Source organism: Xenorhabdus bakwenae (genome assembly GCF_030272115.1).
Classification (GTDB): Bacteria; Pseudomonadota; Gammaproteobacteria; order Enterobacterales; family Enterobacteriaceae; genus Xenorhabdus; species Xenorhabdus bakwenae.
Map to the genome: position 1 here is coordinate 2,517,970 of NZ_CP119194.1, position 19,689 is coordinate 2,537,658.

General features: G+C 45.1%; 10 protein-coding genes, 3 tRNA genes and 1 pseudogene. 5 read left to right on the plus strand and 9 right to left on the minus strand.

Annotated elements, in window-relative coordinates:
- Positions 1–53: 53 nt before the first annotated feature.
- The gene (gene csdE, locus PXH59_RS12710) at positions 54–512 is read left to right on the plus strand and encodes a cysteine desulfurase sulfur acceptor subunit CsdE (RefSeq protein ID WP_047771211.1); all 459 of its coding nucleotides are present in this window, start codon (positions 54–56) and stop codon (positions 510–512) included.
- A 6-nt stretch (positions 513–518) separates the two neighbouring features.
- Here the strand turns inward: csdE and tcdA are convergent, their stop codons facing one another.
- Together tcdA and mltA are read right to left on the minus strand one after the other, a co-directional pair.
- Positions 519–1,331, minus strand: a complete 813-nt coding sequence (gene tcdA, locus PXH59_RS12715) for a tRNA cyclic N6-threonylcarbamoyladenosine(37) synthase TcdA (RefSeq protein ID WP_047771210.1) — start codon at positions 1,329–1,331, stop codon at positions 519–521.
- A gap of 75 nt (positions 1,332–1,406) precedes the next feature.
- A complete protein-coding gene (gene mltA, locus PXH59_RS12720; RefSeq protein ID WP_434223320.1) occupies positions 1,407–2,504 on the minus strand; it encodes a murein transglycosylase A in 1,098 nt (365 codons plus the stop codon).
- 225 nt (positions 2,505–2,729) lie between these two features.
- On the opposite strand from mltA, the gene PXH59_RS12725 reads away from it, so the two are divergent.
- The 3 genes from PXH59_RS12725 to PXH59_RS12735 all read left to right on the plus strand — a co-directional run bounded on the left by PXH59_RS12725 (position 2,730) and on the right by PXH59_RS12735 (position 3,153).
- Positions 2,730–2,806 (plus strand) — tRNA-Met (locus PXH59_RS12725).
- A 125-nt stretch (positions 2,807–2,931) separates the two neighbouring features.
- Positions 2,932–3,008, plus strand: a tRNA-Met gene (locus PXH59_RS12730).
- Positions 3,009–3,076: 68 nt separating this feature from the next.
- Positions 3,077–3,153, plus strand: a tRNA-Met gene (locus PXH59_RS12735).
- A 219-nt stretch (positions 3,154–3,372) separates the two neighbouring features.
- On the opposite strand, the gene amiC is transcribed toward PXH59_RS12735, so the two are convergent.
- Positions 3,373–4,620, minus strand: a complete 1,248-nt coding sequence (gene amiC / locus PXH59_RS12740; RefSeq protein ID WP_285811779.1) for an N-acetylmuramoyl-L-alanine amidase AmiC — start codon at positions 4,618–4,620, stop codon at positions 3,373–3,375.
- A gap of 239 nt (positions 4,621–4,859) precedes the next feature.
- Here amiC and argA point away from each other — a divergent pair, with 239 nt between their 5' ends.
- Positions 4,860–6,191: an amino-acid N-acetyltransferase gene (gene argA / locus PXH59_RS12745; protein WP_285808677.1), complete on the plus strand. Its 1,332-nt coding sequence runs from the start codon at positions 4,860–4,862 to the stop codon at positions 6,189–6,191.
- Positions 6,192–6,257: 66 nt separating this feature from the next.
- On the opposite strand, the pseudogene recD reads toward argA, so the two are convergent.
- The 6 genes and pseudogenes from recD to PXH59_RS12775 all read right to left on the minus strand — a co-directional run bounded on the left by recD (position 6,258) and on the right by PXH59_RS12775 (position 19,572).
- Positions 6,258–8,166, minus strand: a pseudogene (gene recD / locus PXH59_RS12750) (exodeoxyribonuclease V subunit alpha).
- 5 nt (positions 8,167–8,171) lie between these two features.
- A complete protein-coding gene (gene recB / locus PXH59_RS12755; RefSeq protein WP_285808678.1) occupies positions 8,172–11,822 on the minus strand; it encodes an exodeoxyribonuclease V subunit beta in 3,651 nt (1,216 codons plus the stop codon).
- Positions 11,819–14,704: a pitrilysin gene (ptrA, locus tag PXH59_RS12760; protein WP_285808679.1), complete on the minus strand. Its 2,886-nt coding sequence runs from the start codon at positions 14,702–14,704 to the stop codon at positions 11,819–11,821. Before ptrA ends, recB begins: the two co-directional genes overlap by 4 nt.
- Positions 14,705–14,723: 19 nt before the next feature.
- On the minus strand, positions 14,724–18,146 hold the full coding sequence (recC, locus tag PXH59_RS12765; protein ID WP_285808680.1) for an exodeoxyribonuclease V subunit gamma: 3,423 nt from the start codon (positions 18,144–18,146) through the stop codon (positions 14,724–14,726).
- Positions 18,147–19,148: 1,002 nt separating this feature from the next.
- Positions 19,149–19,412: a hypothetical protein gene (locus PXH59_RS12770; protein ID WP_285808681.1), complete on the minus strand. Its 264-nt coding sequence runs from the start codon at positions 19,410–19,412 to the stop codon at positions 19,149–19,151.
- Positions 19,369–19,572, minus strand: a complete 204-nt coding sequence (locus tag PXH59_RS12775) for a hypothetical protein (protein WP_285808682.1) — start codon at positions 19,570–19,572, stop codon at positions 19,369–19,371. Before PXH59_RS12775 ends, PXH59_RS12770 begins: the two co-directional genes overlap by 44 nt.
- Positions 19,573–19,689: the final 117 nt, after the last annotated feature.

Sequence of the window (19,689 nt, forward strand, 5' to 3'; positions counted from 1 at the left end):
GAAACCTCATCCAAAGGAAATCAGCAACAAGCCCACGGTAAGATAAATAACCCATGACACAACTCTCAGACACTATCCTGGCTCCGCATCCATTTGGAACCGAAATCACGCAGCAGCAACTTATTGAAAACTTTCAGCCATGCAAATTGTGGGAAGATCGTTACCGGCAGCTAATCAGTCTCGCCAGAAAGCTGCCTCCTCTAGCAGATGAACTAAAACAGCAAAATATCGAAAGATCCGGCTGTGAAAATCGTGTCTGGTTGGGGCATCAACAACTTGCTGACGGCCGATTGCATTTTTATGGCGATAGTGAAGGCCGTATCGTCAAAGGATTATTGGCAATCTTACTGACTGCCGTAGAAGGCAAAACCCCGGAGCAGATTGTGCAAACGCCTTTGGCCGGGCTATTCCAACACCTCGGCCTGGAACAACAACTCAGTGGCTCAAGGCTCAATGGCGTGAAAGCTCTGATAAATACCCTTCAGGAAATAGCGAACACTTACATTCATTAGGTTCGCTTAAAGCGCATTTTCCCGTTCAGCTTTCGCCACCATCTTTTTCAACGCGTGGGATACTGCAACAAAACCAAAAGTCGCCGTAACCATCGTTGCGGCACCAAAACCTGAAGCGCAATCCATTCGCTTGGAACCCTCCGCAGTACTTTTGGCAGCACAAACTGTGCCGTCAGATTGCGGATAAACTAACTGTTCCGTTGAAAAAACACAGTCAATGCCTAACTTGCCCTTGCCGTTTTTTACGACGCGATAATCCGACTTCAAGCGCTCTTTCAATTTCGCGGCCAATGGATCTTGCACCGTTTTCGCTAAATCCACCACCTGGATCCGGGTAGGATCAAGTTGCCCACCCGCGCCGCCAGTTGTCACGAGCGGGATCTTATAACGGCGGCAATAAGCCAATAACGCCGCTTTTGGTCGTACGCTATCAATGGCATCAATAACATAACTGAACCCTGTGGACATCAATTCAGCCACATTATCAGGGGTGACAAAATCATCAATGCAAGTGACCTGACACTCAGGATTGATTGCTCGTATCCGTTCTGCTATGACTTCCGTCTTTGGGAAGCCCACATTCTGTATCAAGGTGTGCAACTGGCGATTGGTATTGGTGATGCAAACATCATCCATATCAATCAACGTAATAGCACCAATACCGGTGCGCGCCAGCGCTTCTGCCGCCCATGAACCCACGCCGCCAATGCCGACAACACAGACATGGGAACGGGCAAATAATGAAAGCGCTTTCTGGCCATATAACCGCGCTGTACCAGCAAAACGCTGAAGATAAGCATCAGAGAGAGAAACTTGCATTGTTAAATAAATCCTGCTTAAAACCTACCTCTATTGAGATAGGTTATCGATTGATGGTTTGAACTGGCGGGGATCTTACTGGTTTGCCGTCAAAAAACCAGATGATGCTTTCTTCAATACCCAAACACGACCATAGTGATTATAAAAACCCGCCATTTCACCCGCTTTCTCGCCAACACCATGATAAATATCAAAATGGTTCCCTTTGATGGCACCACCAACATCCAGTGCCACCATCAGATGCATCCGATACTGGCCGGTAAATTTACCCTTTTCATCCAGTACCGGCACTTCCGCCAACAATGCTGTTCCGGGCGGGATTAATGATTTATCAGATGCTACCGAGGCTTTTGCAACAAGAGGCACTGCGCTGGCCCCCCTCACGAGGGTATAGGATTCAGGTTTAAAGAAAACAAATGAAGGATTCTGCTCAAGCAACTCTCTCACTTCGGCTTCGCTGTGCTGTTCTCCCCACTGACGGATAGCTTTCATCGACATTTTTTCGCCCGGGACTTCGCCACGGTCGATCAGCACTTTGCCAATACTGCGATAGGCATGTCCATTTTTTCCTCCATAGCCAAAAAAGGTCAATGGACGTCCATCCCCAAAATCGACATAGCCACTTCCTTGTACTTCCATCATAAAATTATCCATCAGGGAGTTACTGTACCCGATAATAAATTTCTTGCTCAGGGCACCTTTATATATCTCTGCACGACTTGGCAAGCGGGAACGTAAGTGAGTTGGCATTCGATACAGTGGATATTTAAACTCCCCTTGCCGGGTATGTCGTGCTTGCAAAACAGGCGTGTAATAACCGGTAAACTTCACGTTGCCGTATTTATCTTCGCCTTCCATCTGATAAGCCAGTAAACCGAATTCAGTTAAATCACAGGTATCACCACCGGACAGCATCCAGTGCTCAATGGCACTAAATAATTCACGGTTATTGTCATAAAGACGAGGAGAAGCTTTGCTGATATACCTAATTTGGGTGGCAAAGTCTCTGGCATTAACGGGAGAGCCTTCGGCATTAGGGGTATTAACCAACTGGAGGTTTTGGCTAATTCGCCCATCCTTATACTGCTGTGCCTGATCAGTGGGTCGAAAATGGCATCCCGCTAATATCGAAATGACACATCCAACTAAAAGATATTTACCCCAAACTCTCATATTAATACCTTATCTCTAGCCATCACTTACTCGGATCACGAACAATATCAAACACTAATCAATAATGATATGTAGTTAAAAAATAGCTTGCTGTTTCAACCCAGTCTATAGCACAAAAATAAAACGATAAGTCCACTTTTAAACCAAAAAACAAAAAAATTAGTCACTTTCAATAAAAAAAACTTGCAACCTCTCCGTTCCAGAGTATAGTGTGCCGACATCGAACGCGGGGTGGAGCAGCCTGGTAGCTCGTCGGGCTCATAACCCGAAGGTCGTCGGTTCAAATCCGGCCCCCGCAACCAATTCGATTAGATGTCGTTGTCGATATGATGTAGCATCGACACGCTCTGGTAGCAAAGGCAGTAAATAGTGTCATCATTGAATATTTGCATTCACGATTAATTATCAAGATATGTAAATAAACGGACGCGGGGTGGAGCAGCTTGGTAGCTCGTCGGGCTCATAACCCGAAGGCCGTCGGTTCAAATCCGGCCCCCGCAACCAACACTTTATGATGATATTGCTCAATATTTGCATTTACGATCAGTTATCAAAATATGCAAATAGACGGACGCGGGGTGGAGCAGCCTGGTAGCTCGTCGGGCTCATAACCCGAAGGTCGTCGGTTCAAATCCGGCCCCCGCAACCAATTTTTATTTGTCATTTTACCGCCGCAACTTTTTCCCCGTTTTTATTTCACAGCTTGTTCGCTGATCCCTTTATTACTTTATTTCCACTGATTTTAAAATCTATGTTTAAACATTATTTCATTCCGATTTAAACATGAATGTAAAGCCAATAACCATCATTGCATCATCAGCAATAAATTCTCGCTGGTATTACTCCATAGTTTATCAAGGCGAATATTTCACCGCCTCGCCAATTCAACGCCATTTTTGAAATACGCCTTGATGCCCGCAAAAATGGATTCCGCCACTTGTTGCTGGAATTTTGCTGTCTTAAGTTTGCGCTCTTCCTCCAGATTACTGATAAATGCCGTTTCTACCAAAATGGAAGGGATATCTGGTGCTTTCAATACCGCAAACCCCGCCTGATCGACGCTATTTTTATGCAGTTTATTGATTTTCCCCACCCGCTTGAGCACTTCTTTACCAAATTTCAGACTATCATTAATCGTTGCGGTTTGAACCAAATCCAGCATGGTATGATCCAAATATTTATCGCCACTTTTACTGACTCCACCAATTAAGTCTGCCTCGTTCTGAGTTTGGGCGAGAAAACGGGCCGTATTGCTGGTAGCCCCTTTAGTGGAAAGCGCAAACACGGATGAACCCCGTGCAGAACGACTGGTAAAGGCATCCGCATGAATAGAAACAAAAAGATCAGCGCGCATCTTACGCGCTTTTGCCACTCTCACCGTCAAGGGAATAAACACATCTTCATTGCGCGTCATGTAAACTTTCATGCCCGGCTCACGTTTGATGAGTGCCTGTAACCGACGGGCAATCTGCAACACGACATCTTTTTCACGAGTTTTATATTTCCCAATCGCCCCAGAGTCTTCACCACCATGACCGGGATCGAGCATAATCACAATCGGCCGGTCTTTACCTGCCTTGCCGGGTTTGCGGGTCTGTGCAGGCAAATGCTGTTCTAAATTCCCACGGTTGTACTCTTCAAGCAGGGCCAATAAAGGATCATTATCCACATCCGCAGCCTTTTGGGGATACAGATCGAGCACCAGACGATGTTTAAACTTTGCAATTGGCGGCAATGTGAAAATATGCGGGGAGACGGGCTGTTTGATTTCAAAGACTAAACGTACCGTTTTAGGATTAAATTGCCCTGCCCGCACTAATTTTAAGTAAGGATCACGCCGCTGAATCTGTGCCCCCATACGGCTCAAAATACTGTTAAGCTGGATCCCCTGCAAATCAATGACAATACGATTAGGGTTTGCAAGCGAAAACTGGCGGTATTTAAGTGGAATATTAGATTCCAGCGTCACTCTGGTATAACTTGATGCAGGCCAAATACGAACAGCAATAACTTTTGCAGTCGCTGCATAACCTATTGGGCTGATGCTTAATAACCATACAGCAGCTGCGCCTTTCAGCAGGCGACGACGTGAAATATTATGGCCTGAATGACTCATCATTTATTCCATTTAAAAACAACCAAACGCAGTAATCTTTATCAAACATAATAGTCAGGCAGGAACTCTAATTAATTAGCAAACTTCTGTCATCAAAAAATGTATTTTTTGATAACCTGGTTTATTTATACCAATATAAATAATAACGCTATTTTTATCCATGTTTCCTCTTGCCATTTCCCTTCAAAAAGAATAAAAATACAAAAAAATCGAATAAAAATTCAATCAGAGAGGGTTTCATGAAAGAACGCAGTACCGAATTGGTTGAAGTCTTACGGCACTCGGTGCCGTATATCAATGCACATCGAGGTAAAACCTTTGTCATTATGCTGGGAGGTGAAGCCATCGCCCATGAGAATTTTTCCAATATCGTCAACGATATTGGATTATTGCATAACCTGGGCATTCGTTTAATCGTTGTTTATGGTGCCCGTCCACAAATTGAACAGAACATTGCCGAACACCATTGCCAATCGATTTACCACAAACACACCCGGGTGACCGATGCCAAAACACTGGATTTGGTCAAACAGGCGGCCGGCTTATTACAGCTAGAAATTACAGCCCGTCTTTCTATGGGGTTAAATAATACCCCATTACAAGGCGCTAATATTAGTGTTGTCAGCGGAAACTTCGTTATCGCCCAACCTTTGGGAATCGATGACGGCGTCGATTATTGCCACAGTGGCAGAGTCCGCCGTATTGATGAGAAAGCAATCAACCAACAACTGGATAATGGTGCTATTGTGCTGATTGGGCCAGTTGCGGTTTCCGTTACAGGAGAAAGTTTCAACCTCACTTCCGAAGAAATTGCAACACAGCTGGCAATCAAATTAAAAGCAGAAAAATTAATTGGATTTTGCTCATCTCAGGGCGTACTTGGTGCCGAAGGTGACACTTTATCAGAAATGTTTCTTAATGAAGGCGAAGCTCACCTGCACAAATTGGAAAACTCGGGTGATTATCATTCAGGAACCGTGCGTTTCTTAAGAGGCGCGATTAAGGCCTGCCGCCGTGGCGTCCGCCGCAGCCATTTGATCAGTTATCAAGAAAATGGCTCGTTGGTTCAGGAACTCTTTTCCCGCGAAGGTATCGGCACTCAAATAGTGATGGAACGTTCCGAACAGATACGTCGCGCCAATATTAATGATATTGGTGGCATTCTTGAACTTATTCGCCCATTGGAGCAACAAGGTATTTTGGTACGTCGTTCACGTGAACAACTGGAAATGGAAATTGATAACTTCACCCTGATTGAACTCGATAATATCACTATCGCCTGCGCTGCCCTATATTCCTATCCCAATGAAAAAATTGGAGAAATGGCCTGCGTTGTTGTACATCCAGACTACAGAAACTCTTTCAGAGGTGAAATTCTGCTAGATTCAATTTCTAATCAGGCGAAACAAAGAGGGTTGGAAAAACTTTTCGTACTCACAACCCGCAGCATTCACTGGTTTCAGGAGAAAGGTTTTAAGCCCGCCGGAATAGATATGTTGCCCGTGGAAAAACAAGCGCTGTATAACTATCAGCGCTGTTCCAAAATTTTGATGCTGGATTTACAGGCTTGATGAAGCTTGCTGACGTCAGGCTAACTATAGACATCCCAGCCATATAATCCTTGGCCACATTGCATTTTATTGCGGGTTGAACCAATCTGCCAACCCGCTCCGCCGCTGTGTTACTGTAGACACTGCTTTATCCCAAACGGGCTTATTGGCATAAATTGTCAATTTTTCCCTCGCCCGCGTCAGTGCGGTATACACCAATTCCCGACTGACTATGGGTGAGTGTTGGGTCGGTAACACCAAGGCCGTATGTTCAAATTCAGACCCTTGAGACTTATGCACTGTCATCACATAAGCCGTTTCATGTTGGGGCAACCGGCTTGGCTGAAATCCTTTAATCTGTCCATCAGACAACTGAAAATAGGCTTTCAGTTCATTATCCTGATTTTTGAGCATAATCCCGATATCTCCGTTAAACAGCCCAAGCGTGCTGTCATTACGCAATATCATGATAGGACGCCCGACATAACCACGGCTCTCTGCATTTTTGGGCAGGGTAATGACGCCTTTCCTGTGCAGTAATTGTTCCATTCGCTGGTTCAGTCCCGTAACACCAAAGGGACCTTCCCTTAACGCGCACAACAATCGAAAACGATTAAACGCCGCCAAAATGGCTTCTTCCGCCATCCGTTCATTTGCCATGGTTAAATACTGAGAGTAACCCGCAGCGGTTTCTGTCAACAGACGCTGATAATCTTCATCTGCGGCAAGTGGGTAAAAATCAACATCGGGAAAAGATTGATTCAGCACTGCCGCGACGCCTCTGCGATCCCCTTGATTCACAGCCGACGCCAATCGGCCAATGCCGGAAGCCGAGTTGAAGCGATAACTTTTGCGCAGCAGACACAGGCTATCCCGCACGGCAGGCGTATTTTTATCGGAATGTAAGGTGGAATAAGAGGTTAACTGACATCCCGTTAAGCGCTCCAATTGTTCAGCCCGCTTGGCGCTATAACCTTGTTCAGCAAAACGGCAAATATCGCCCAATACCGCTCCGGCTTCAACCGATGCAAGCTGGTCTTTATCCCCCAAGAAAATCACTTTTGCCCGTGGCGGCAAAGCATCAACCAAATGCGCCATCATCGGTAAATCCACCATTGAGGCTTCATCAATGATCAAAATATCAAGGGACAGCGGATTATCACGCCCATAACGCAGTTTCTGGCTATCGGGTTGCGCTCCCAGTAAACGATGGAGAGTTTGCGCCTGCTCTGGGATGCTATGCCATTGTTCTGGCGTCAAATCGAGTTTCTTGACCGCTTCCCTCAGCGATTCAGTTAATCTGGCCGCTGCCTTACCGGTTGGCGCAGCTAATTGAATACTTAATTTTTTCCCTTCATGCAACTTGATCAAGGCAGCCAACAATTTAGCTACTGTCGTGGTTTTGCCGGTTCCTGGCCCACCAGAGATCACTGAAATACGGCTCGTTACAGCCACGGCTGCCGCAACTTTTTGCCAATCAATTTCTCCTTCAACAGTGACACCAAAAAGCGCATCCAAAATGCGACGTAACTGGATTTCATCAACCGCCGTTTGATCATGAGAAGATTGAGCAACAGTCTCGGTTAACGCCACCGCAGCAAAAAAAATCCGCCACCCTCTGTTCACTTTGCCACATGCGTTGTAAATACAGGCGGTAATCATTCTCCCTTTGATGGAAAAGGATCACCGGTGCCGGAGTTTCCCCCATACTGACCGCCGGACACGCCTGTAAAACAGCCAGAATTTGCTGTTGATCGGGTGCTCCGGCCAAAGACCAAAGCGATGCTGCTAACTCCGGCTGCCTGCCTTCAAAAAAATATTTTGGCGAAATCCGCGCCAATGGCAAACAGACATGCCCCGCGCCCGATTCAGCGCTTAATAAGGCCGTAATCAACAGTAACAGAGGATTTTCATCCTCAATCATCGCATAAGCAAACTGCACATCCAAAGGGCGCAGCAGCTTCTGGTTCACCGCCTGTTGCAATAATGACATCATGGAATTCATACGCTTTTTTCCTTACCAACAGCACTGAAAAGCGTATCCAGTTCGTCAATAAATTCAAAGGGAGGCAAGTAGGAATAAATACCATGCCCCGGGTTATCTTTATCAATACCCCGCAGAAACAGATAGATCACGCCACCAAAATGGCGGCGGTAATCATAATGAGCTAACCGATGCCGCAAATAACGGTGCAGCGCTAAAGTATAAAGCTGATACTGGAAATCGTAACGATGCTCTATCATGGCTCTTGCCATCGCCTCTTGCGTATATGACTGGCTGTTCTCACCTAACCAGTTTGATTTGTAATCCACGATGTAAAACTTATCTTGCCAGCAAAAAACCAAATCAATAAAACCTCTTAACATGCCTTTGACTTGATGAAAGGATAACGGAGCACATTGCGCAGACAGCGGATCATAACGACGGGCTAGTGCATCCATTTCCTTTGCATGTAATAGCTTATCTATTGGCAGGTAAAACTGCATTTCACTTTGCTGCCGATGACGAGGCACACCGACAAGTTTCATTCCTTGCTCATTCAGCTCTGCGCCCAGAATATCCTCTACCCACTGCTCCAATATGGGTGCCCAGTTTTCATCAAATCCTGACGCTGTCAGTTTTTCCACCAGCCACAACCGATCCGGAGGATTGCCGAAATCCAGATCTTCTAAAATACTGTGCAGGAATGTGCCCGCAGACGCTCCTCGCGGAAAAGTATGCGGCGTCATCTGTAACGATTGTTCTTCCTGCTTTTCACCACTCGCTTCAATATCCAGCTTCGGAGCAATGGATTGCACTATCACATCAACTGATTCCCCAAATGTCCCCGCATAAATGGAGGAAGTGGCGTGGGAAGCGGAATATTGTAACCCCGAATAACTCGTCACCCGCCAGTCATCCCGAACGGAACGTTGCAATTTTCGGGCTTCCAGCGACAGCGTATTTTCACTTTGGGGGCACCATGGCAAGTCAGTGGTATCTCCCGCTTTCCTTATTTCTATGCTGTCATCACAAAGCGCATTCAGGCTGTTAACCAGTAATTGTGCATCCCCTTTTTGCCCCTTTTGTAGCAGGTATCCAAGGGCAGATAAGTGCAAATCAGTATCACCTGCTTTTCCTCTATTCCCTTTGATAAGCGGGGCTACCCCGATGCTACAGTGATAAACCGAACGGGTTAATGCAACGTAGAGCAAGCGTAAATCCTCGGCCAGACGTTCTTCATCAGCCAGCTCCAAAGCTTCTTTCAACGCTTCATCATCATGAGAAAGATTAAGACAAGCCTCAAAGTTATGGCGATCATGATACACCGCCAGTTTCTGCTTCCTGTAACCACAAACAAAAGGCAAGCAAACCAACGGATACTCCAATCCCTTAGATTTATGAATGGTACAGATCTGCACCAGATGTCGATCACTCTCCAGCCTCAGTTGCTGGCTTTCTGATTGCGGATCCGGGCGTGAAATCTGTTGTGCCAGCCAACGAGCAACAGCATGTTCGCTATCTAGTTGTTGAGATTCCGCCTGCAACAACTCACCAATGTGCATAACATCGGTCAGCCGGCGTTCACCGTCATCACCGGCCAGCAGATTTTCTGCTATCCGGTATTTCGCCATGACTGCCCGCAACATGGGTAATACGCCACGAGTACGCCATAAACGGGCATAGCCATCAAATTCATCAACCAGACGATCCCACGCCCTTTCGTCGTTATTCAACTGGTCAATTTGTTGTGCACTTAAGCCAAATAGACTGCTGGCTAATGCACTGCGCAATTCGCGCGCCTTTTCCGGTGCCAATACTGCCTGTAACAACCACAGCAAATCTTTCGCTTCCGGGGTATCAAACACACTTTCCCGGTTGGAAAGATAAACCGAGGGTATTCTCAGTGCGTTCAATTCTTGACGGATCAATGCGGCTTCCCGCCGATCACGCACCAACACCGTAATATCTGCCGCCATCACCGGTCGGCTTGCTTCTGTTGGTTTATTTTTTGCCTGATATAAAAGCGCCTTTCCTTCTTGCCCTGCCTGCAACCAATCCCGTATTTGGGCCGCACATTGTCGGGCCATCGTTTGCTCATATTCCCCTTTGGAGACACCATCACCCGACTGTAACCAAAATCGTAAGGCAACTTGATCCTCACCATGTAAGGAAAATCTCAGCCCACGATTTTTCTCTGCGGCATTAACGTCAATAAATGGAATTTGTGCAAACAAAAACGGGAATTCCGGGCGGGAAAACAGTTTATTGACAGACTGCACCATTGATGCAGAAGAACGCCAGTTTGTTTCCAGCGTGTAATGGGCTTTAACGTGAGAACGAGCGCGAATGTAAGTAAAAATATCGGCCCCACGAAACGCATAAATCGCTTGTTTGGGGTCGCCAATAAACAATAAGCCCGTTTCGTTTTCAGCCCGTGCATTTTCTGATTGATGGCGATATATGGCCTGAAAAATACGATATTGTTGTGGGTCGGTATCCTGAAACTCATCAATCATTGCGACGGGATAGCGCTGCCGAATGGTGGCTGCAAGCTGCTCTCCTCCTGCACACCGCAAGGCACTGTCCAAACGGGTCAGCAAATCATCAAACCCCATGTAACCACGGTTCAGCTTCTCCTGATTAACCGACTGGCGAACTTCAACAATCGCTTTGGAGAGGATGATATCTTTCAATGTCAACGGGTGCTGATATAAACCCTCAATTGCTGCAAACAACGCATGCTGCGGAGCTTCCCCTTTTTTAGTCTTTTCTAATAAGCGTGACTGACAAAATTTATCCAATTCTTTGGGCAACAGGTAATCTTTGGTGGGCGATTTAGCCCACTCAGAAACACTATTCAGCCAGTTAGGTAAATGTTTTTTGCTGTAGCTACGTTTATCCACATCTGAATTAGTAATCAGTTCTTCTAACCCGGAAGCGGCGTCATTCCACTGGCGTTTTATCACCTCAATCTGCTCAATAATTTTTTGATGGCGGCTAAACAGCGTTTCATCACCATCAGGGGCATTAAGGATATACGGCATATCCCCGTGCAAATAGTCTGAAATATCTTTCAATAATGCTTCCGGCCCATTCCATATCCGGCTAACTTCCGCAGCGATTGGCAATGGCAGGGGATAACAGTGACGGCGCCAAAAATCAGCACAGCCTTGTTTACGTAACGGGTTTTCATCCTGAATTAAGGTCTGATCAAACAGGACACCAGACTCAAAAGCATTGTGGATTAACATGCGCTGGCAAAAGCCGTGGATGGTATAAATCGCCGCCTCATCCATCTGGCGTTCAGCGGCTAATAACCACCCAGCCGCACTTTCTTTATCAGGAATTTCATCCAGTAATTGCTGATAGATAGGATCGCTAACCGCTGTTTCTTTCCGTATACAAGCCAAGCGGAGTTGGTGGATGTTTTCACGGATACGTCCCCGCAATTCATCCGTCGCCGCTTGCGTAAAAGTAACAACCAGAATCTCTTCAACACTCAGCGGACGGGAAAAGGCGGCAGAGCCGCCCAATCCCAGTAATAGCCGCAGATACAACAAGCCTATCGTATAAGTCTTCCCCGTCCCTGCGGACGCTTCGATCAGCCGCTGACCATACAGCGGCAGAGTTAACGGGTTAAGCTTATGAGAGGGTATTTCTTTGCTCACTGAGCATTCACCTTAACCGGTAATTGTTTTTGGAAATCTGACACATAATCGTAAGTTTTCCAGCCTTTCAGCTCGGCATATTGATGAGCCGTCCCTTTTTTCCCTGTAATTTGGGAAACCAGCGCCAATCCCTGACGTTTAAGCACGGCTTTTTCATAAAACGCAATCATCTGCGCTTTGGTGGCTTTCTCCATCGCTGCGATGATTTTCTCACGGGTATCAAATTTGAAATTATTACGCCCAAAATCTGCATCAAAGCGAGCCACTTCTGAATAGAAAGTCTGTGGCGGCTCACGCATTTCTATTAGCAATGATTTTTTATACTGTTCAAACTCAGCATCAGACATCGCTTTCAGTGCTTTCTCAGCCTGTTGATAGAAGCTCTGGTAACGTTGATGCAGGTAATCCGGTTGCTTGCTGTTACTTTGCAGCAAGAAACCCAATCCCCACTGTTTACCGATATTTTGGTTGAAAGCAAAAACCGCATAACCAAGTTGTTCTGTCGTCCTCAATTGATCATAGAACCACGGTGACAAAATGCGACTCAGCAAACTGGAATAAACCGATCCCCGGATACGGTCATACCCCGTTGGAATAAAGATTTCTTCCAGAGCGTTATCCGTGCTATTCGCCGTGCCAGTGAAATTAACCGCATAATGCCGATCAATGACAAGGTGCTCGCCAGTCCACCATATCGTTCCCTGATTAGCGAGCTGCTTCTGTACTGATTGAACGATATTAATACTCTGCTGTTCAGTGAAATTACCGAAGACCAGGGCCTGTAGTGCCGAGTGTTGGATCATGCTCTGACGGTAGTTGACAATATCGTCAACCGTGAGGGTATCCAACTCTTTCAATTTTTCTGCCGGTTCAAAGTAAGGCACACCAGAGAGGCGGGAAATGGGTTGCATCGCCATCTGAAAAGCCTTGCTATTATTGGCGACTTCCATCTGTTCCCGATACCACGATTTCGCCTGATCCAGTTCTTCCTGAGACGGCGTAAACGAAATATATTGATTAATTGCTGAAGTTAACAACGCGGGTAAGTGCTGCGTATAACCATTGACGCCGATTTTCAAACCATCAACATAACCGGTATAAACGCCCATTCCCCCAACCGATGCCTGATAACTCAGTTGATCAAGTGCCAGTCCAGACAAATAGCTCAATAAAGTATCTGAAACCTGATCTTTGATGTTTTTCAATCCATTCGGATTGCGCATCTCCAATGCAATACTGCCTTTAGGTTCATCTGCAAAATATTGGCTCGGCATATACAGCAAGCGAACATTTGGCTTTTCCAAAATCATTTTAGGGTGTTTTTGGCTATCCGATGTTTTAATCAGGGATAAATCATCAGGAATATAGGGATTCAATTCAGGCAAAGAGAATAAGTCTCCCTGTTCGCGTTTTTTCCATTCCGCCCGCTGTCTTGGCGTAATTTTATTGACCTGGTACGGTGCCTGCACAAAGTAAGCTTCTTTGTTATGTGGCTCGGTTGGGCTGATAAACCAGATACGCGCATTTTCCGGCGTTAATTCGTCCAGACGGCTAGCTATCGCCTTTGGGTTGAACGCATTTGCAACATAACCCGCATCCAGCACATGGGATATAGGTAATACCAGCATGGCATCAGACAGCCCTTCGATGTAGTTCATATTGCGTACGATTGATGCATACTGGAACGACAAATTCAGGACTTTATCCATTTCATCGAAATAACTCTTGTTGATACCCTGTTGTTTCAGCAGATTAATGTAGGAAAAGATGGCTGCGATAACTTGATCACGCTGTTCAAGGCCCTTATCCGTGAGTGAAACATAAATATCAAACGTCCCGGAATTACCATCCGTTTTGGGATTTGCCCCGGCATCGATACTTTCGATTAATCCCTGCTTTTGTAACCAATCAGACAAGGTATTTTGGCTGCGATTGCCAAGCAAATACCCGACATAAGCGTCCGTCTTACTGCGAAAATCTGCGCTGTTGTCAGCAATGCTAAACTCCAGTCGCAACGCTTTGTAAGGTTGTGCGGGCACATAATGGATAATGGTGCCTTTTTCTTTATCTGTGATTGCCGGTACGGTAATGGCAGGCACCGAAGCATGTCGGTTCGGAATACGGCCCAAGGTTTCTACCGCAATCTGAGCCAATTTATCGATGGATTGATTGCCATACACAACCCCTTTCATCAGATTAGCGGAGTAATAGCGTTGGTAAAAATCGATCAGGGCTGTCTGTAACTTGCTGTCGGGTTTATCTTTCAGTGTTTCTAAATTTCCGCCGGCAAAGCGGGCATTCGGGTGAGCCGGATTGATGGTCTCGGAACGAATTTGCCATAAACGATGCCCTTCACCCGCCCGTGCGATGGTCATTTCATTATCCACGGCATGACGTTCACGATCAGCATTGACTGGCTCCAGCAAAGGTTCAGCCAGCGCATCCGCAAGGCGGTCAACCGCTTCTGTTAAAGCGTCATTTTCAACTTCCAGATAGAATGCGGTACGGTTGGCATTGGTACTGGCGTTACGGCTTCCACCATGTTTTTGCAAGAATTCAGCAAATCCGCCTGCTTGTGGGTAACGCCTGGAACCCATCAATACCATGTGCTCAAGATAGTGGGCCAGACCAAGCTGATTATCTGGATTTTCCATATGGCCAACCGGAAGAGACACGGCAGCCAATGATTTAATCGCTTTTTCATCAGCAACCAGCAAAACGGTCATGCCATTTTGCAATTTAATCGCTTTATATTGACGCGGATCGCGATCACTTTTGTGGATCGTCTCTGGCAATGGCTGCCAGGGCGATTGTGCATATACAGTAACCCCAAAAAATAGCAGAAAGAGCACCGTCATAATGTGGATAAGACATTTAGGCATAACCTAATATTCTCCCTAATTATTTAAATAATGATCCATTGGAATAGCGTGCTATCGGCAGTAAATAACGCTGAGTTTCACGCTTCATTCGCTCCAAAAGTGATTGATCAACTTGCCGGAAAGCCCGTTGTACGTAATGATCAGCGCTTTCCCCTTTTCTGTCATGTGTTCCTAACCAGTGTTCCATTAATTTATTTTCAGCACTTTGTTGAACCTCTTCACGAAAATCTATTTCACGAGTTTCTTTATCAAAACAGTCAACTAACCATGCCCAGCCGCTTCGGCAAAATAAGGGCAGAGGTTCAGACATTCCTTGAAAATAGCCCTCTACCATCTGGTTCAGATAGTGTTTCGCCTTCTCCGGTTTTAACGGTAAGAAACGATATTCTGACACCTTTTTATCTTCCTTCTCTTTTTTTCCCTTTTTACCTGTTCCATACATGCGGCTTTCACTACTTCCACCTGAAAGACAATAGGCAAGGTGTTCAATCCATAATTGGATACCATCATTGGCCGTTAAGTTCGCTGGCCGCCAACGTAAAATGCCATCAGACTGCACCTGACTGATGCTGCCAGTTAACACCACCGTGTCTAATGGCTCATATAGGTCAATAGGAGAAGAGGCTGTTCTCTCTTCACGCACCCTGGCGGCCAAAGGCTGCATGGACTCCAGTTGCTCCAGCCAGTAAACTTCACCAAAGGAACCATATGGCAGCCCTCCTGACGCACGGAGGTGGTAAAACAGAGATTCAGGTGCTCCCTGTTCAATCAGAATATTTAACAACAGTTGGTTAAATTGATAACGTTGCAGGTTATCCAGCACAAAAGGTTCGTCTTCAGGTAACTCCATCTCTTCAATGACAAAATGCACCTTCAGCCTTTGCTGAAAAAACGCCCGGACAGGGTATCGATAAAAGCGGATCAGTTCATCTAATGCAACTTCTTTTACCTCACTGCGATCAAACCCAATCGGCTGACAAAAATCAGGGGCTGAAACGCCCTGTTGTGTCGCAGCTGGCAACCATTCTGCGGCATAACTTTGTAAGTGATGGGCTGGTAAGAAATTTTCTGTCGCAAAAGGCACACGGGTATGCTGTGACAGCAGATGTTTTCTGACATTGTTGGCACTGTCATCAACATTCAACATTTCATCGCCGGATAAGCAAAAACTCTGGCAAATATAATCCAGTAACTCGTTAACCAATACCGAGGGATTACACTCAGTATCATCGCGGATCGATTTGCCGATATAGCTAATATAAAGAAATTGTTCAGCCGAAACTAACGCTTCCAGAAAGAGATAACGGTCATCGTCACGCCGTTTTCTATCCCCACGCTGAGTTTTTTCTGCCATCAGATCAAACCCAAGTGGCGGGATAGTACGTGGATAAACGCCATCATTCATTCCCAACAGGCAGACAACCTTAAAAGGAATGGAACGCATAGGCATCAGAGTGCAAAAATTGAGGGAACCGGCCAAAAAGCGCTGGCTGATCTTTTCATCATCCAGACGAAGCGCCAGTTCATCGCGCAGCAGCACCAAAGGGATGCTTTCGGCATAATGTGCATTCAGTCCATTATCAACTACTTTTTGCCATTGCTGCGTAATAAGCGCCAGAACCAGTTCAACTTCGTCATCCGCTACAAAAAAAGTTTCCAGCAATTGCGGACATACAGCCAACCAATCCGTCAATCGCTGTTCTTCACTCAACATTTTACGCCAGCGATTCAGTGCCATTAAAAACTCAGCTAATTGCCCTGCCAGTTCGGCAGCAAGACCACTGGATTCATCATAAGGCAAAACATCGTTCCACGGCCCGGCATGGCTATCCATCGCATAACCCAATAGCATACGCGTCAGGCCAAAGCGCCAGGTATTCTGCCCTGTAGCGGGCAACGATAATGCTTCAATATTGTCATCATCCAGCCCCCAGCAAATTCCCGATTCTTTTACCCAACGCCGTAATAAACGCAACCCTTCTTCCTGAATCGAGAATTTGTTAGCTAAAGCAGGGACTTCCAATAATGCCAGCACCTGTTCTGCCGTAAACCGACTCTGCGGCAAATCCAGCAAGGTAATAAATGCCTGCAAGACGGGATGCGCCTGACTAACTTTACGGTCAGAGATGGCAAAAGGGATATAACGATCATCAGGCGCATTGCCAAAAACAGCCTGAATATAGGGAGCATAGCTATCAATATCCGCCATCATCACAATGATGTCCCTCGGTGTCAGTGAAGGGTCATCATCCAATAAATGCAGGATTTGATCCTGCAATACTTCTATCTCCCTCTGTGGGCTATGGCATGAATGAAAAGACAGTGAGCGATCGGCACTATTAATCGGGCGCTTTTTCAGGCTATTTTTAAAGGAATTGTCGGTAGAACCAATCTGGGCGTGATCTTCAAGGTTAAGGATATCTTGCTGAATTTGGTGCAAGACAGAATCTGGTTCTGATTCAACAAAGGCATGAATATCGGAATCTGGCTCCAATTGTGACAACAGGTAGAGGTTATCCCTTCCCAATTTTCCCCAAGATGCCAACAATGGATTATTCAATTCCTGCTCACCTTCGGCATTAAACAGCGATGGCACCTCTTCGGGGTTTTTGAATCTTTCCATCAATTGTTGGCTTTTATAATGCTTTGGCTTACGGCTAGTTAACTTAGCAAGAAAAGCATAACTCTGGATATCGCCCCAATAATATTGGCATGGATTCGTAAACATAAGATGAATATCAATATGTTTACCCAATGCTTTCAATACTTGCAGATAAGAGGGAGGCAATACAGATATGCCGCAGATGAAAATACGCGGAGGAAGAGCCGCCAATGGAAAATTTCCTGCTTCCAACGTCGTGATAAATCGTTGGTATAAATTGGCACGGTGCCACAAAGGTTGTTGTAATTGACGAGTGTAGGCTGTCAGTTCAAACCATAGCCTTTTTTGCCATAACTGGTTGCTGCTCAAGCCATCAATTAATTGCCCCTTTTCCCAGCTTTCTAACCATTGGGGGCGATAAACCAGATATTGGTCAAACAGATCGGCAATTCGGCCAGCTAACTGGTGAATTTTGCGTTTATCAATATCTTGATCAAGATAATGCCTGAGTGCTGAAAACTCCGGTTCCGTCAACAAATCGGGCAGTAAGGTCATCAGCTTCCACTTCATGGCATCCTTGCTGAAAGCACTGTCTTTGGGAATATCAGGCAACACTTGGGTAAACATCTGCCAGATAAAAGTTGCCGGCAGTGGAAACTCCATGTTCGCAGCAATACCCAATTTTTCTGCCAACTGAATTTGCAACCACTGTGACATCCCCGGGCTTTGAACCAAAATCACTTCTTTGCCAAATGGGTCAGAAAGGGGATTTTCCCCGATTAAACTCGCCAGCAACTCTTTAAGAAGATCGAGCTGATTTGAATGATAAACGCTAAACATCAATGCTCCCACTTGAATAGAATAAACCATTTAACATGCTGATATTAAATAATTTATTTAATTTTATTATCAAATCCATACAGACTTCTATACAAATTAAATCATCGCTAGGGGATTTTCATCTTGTCTATTTCCCTAAGACATCATCACTCTGATAAATCATTGCATATAGTGACATGCCATCCAAGAATAACCCTCTCTGTAAACTATCCGTTATTTTGTCACGCCTCTGTTTCAAACAATATCGTGATTTTTCACTACTGCGATTTGAAATATTAGCAGTGGTTAATCAGCTCGCTTCAAACGTAATAATAGCAACCGAAAGATATTTTTCATCTGACAGGTTGCCCTCTTAAAGAGAGATTGGTTATTTTGCAGGGATCAATAAGAGTTGTGCAAATAGGCTACCGGATTAAATCGGGTAGGCCGATTCATCAGCTAAAGTTTCAGCCGATGACTGGCAAGCCAAAGTGTTATTTCACATCTTGGTAATAACCTAATGATTCATTTGAAGACGTCACTTCGGTCTTACGGTGTAATTTAACGTCTCGGTGCTGGTTTCGTCCATTGATAGGTCGTGTGGTCATTCTACGGCGGTAACGTTCTTTAGCCTACAACGTCTGCGTTACTCCCGTTCTGATTGCCAGCCTATCCCGTCCAGTGAGTGATTGTCCTTTCTGGTAGGCTAATTCCATCATAACAGCTTTTATCGACTCTCGGTTTAACATGGCTCTCCCTTAAGGTGTTGCGATTATCGCTATACCTTGCCTGTACGGTACGCATTATAAACCGTTCTAGTACATACCTGCTTGTGTACCGCTATCATGTAACAAAGCAAGTCACATCAAAAGCCAGTAATAACACTGATGCTGAATTAGATTGAAATAATGAAACAAGTCAGATAGAAGTCAAGTTTTGACAGGTTTCAATGTTAACATTTGTAAATATTCCGAGATTCCCATTTTGGCTAATATGGCATATATGATTTAGTGTGCACGATAATCACTTATGATTAAAATAATCTGAATATATTTTATACACTGCGGATAGGTGTACTCGAATATCCTGATTACCTACCAATAAATAAACATGCCCCAGATTATCTCCTGCACGAGAGAGGCCAGCCCTTGCTCCTTTCACTATTGTTGTATCTGGTGCTGATTTCTTACGAAAGTGCTTAGTGTGATTACAAAGCTCACGGATTATTCTGTAATCTTCTGATTTAAATAGCAGTTCTACAAATTTTTTTTGCGATTTTATCATCATTTTGACTACCTTCTTTCTCAATCCATTCCTGTAGGTGAGAAAATGGAAATAATGCATCTAATAATGTGCCTGTTGACGGGGTACTTAAATATACTTGATACTTACTTTCTAAGTGCTGAAACATATCTTTCGATGTTGCTATCTCAAACAATCCTGACATATCAGAAACCCTCTTTAATTTAACGCTATTTATTGAATTAATTAACATTCACCTAACCGGATATTCTATTATCAAATTAAGCATCAGAAAAGTATTAGGAAATGTTAGGATTCTTCT

Excerpts from the sequence above, each read along its gene's own strand:
- csdE (WP_047771211.1), top strand. The coding sequence starts at position 54 with ATGACACAACTCTCAGACACTATCCTGGCTCCGCATCCATTTGGAACC.
- tcdA (WP_047771210.1), bottom strand. The coding sequence starts at position 1,331 with ATGCAAGTTTCTCTCTCTGATGCTTATCTTCAGCGTTTTGCTGGTACA.
- mltA (WP_434223320.1), bottom strand. The coding sequence starts at position 2,504 with ATGAGAGTTTGGGGTAAATATCTTTTAGTTGGATGTGTCATTTCGATA.
- amiC (WP_285811779.1), bottom strand. The coding sequence starts at position 4,620 with ATGAGTCATTCAGGCCATAATATTTCACGTCGTCGCCTGCTGAAAGGC.
- argA (WP_285808677.1), top strand. The coding sequence starts at position 4,860 with ATGAAAGAACGCAGTACCGAATTGGTTGAAGTCTTACGGCACTCGGTG.
- ptrA (WP_285808679.1), bottom strand. The coding sequence starts at position 14,704 with ATGCCTAAATGTCTTATCCACATTATGACGGTGCTCTTTCTGCTATTT.
- recC (WP_285808680.1), bottom strand. The coding sequence starts at position 18,146 with ATGTTTAGCGTTTATCATTCAAATCAGCTCGATCTTCTTAAAGAGTTG.
- PXH59_RS12770 (WP_285808681.1), bottom strand. The coding sequence starts at position 19,412 with ATGATGATAAAATCGCAAAAAAAATTTGTAGAACTGCTATTTAAATCA.
- PXH59_RS12775 (WP_285808682.1), bottom strand. The coding sequence starts at position 19,572 with ATGTCAGGATTGTTTGAGATAGCAACATCGAAAGATATGTTTCAGCAC.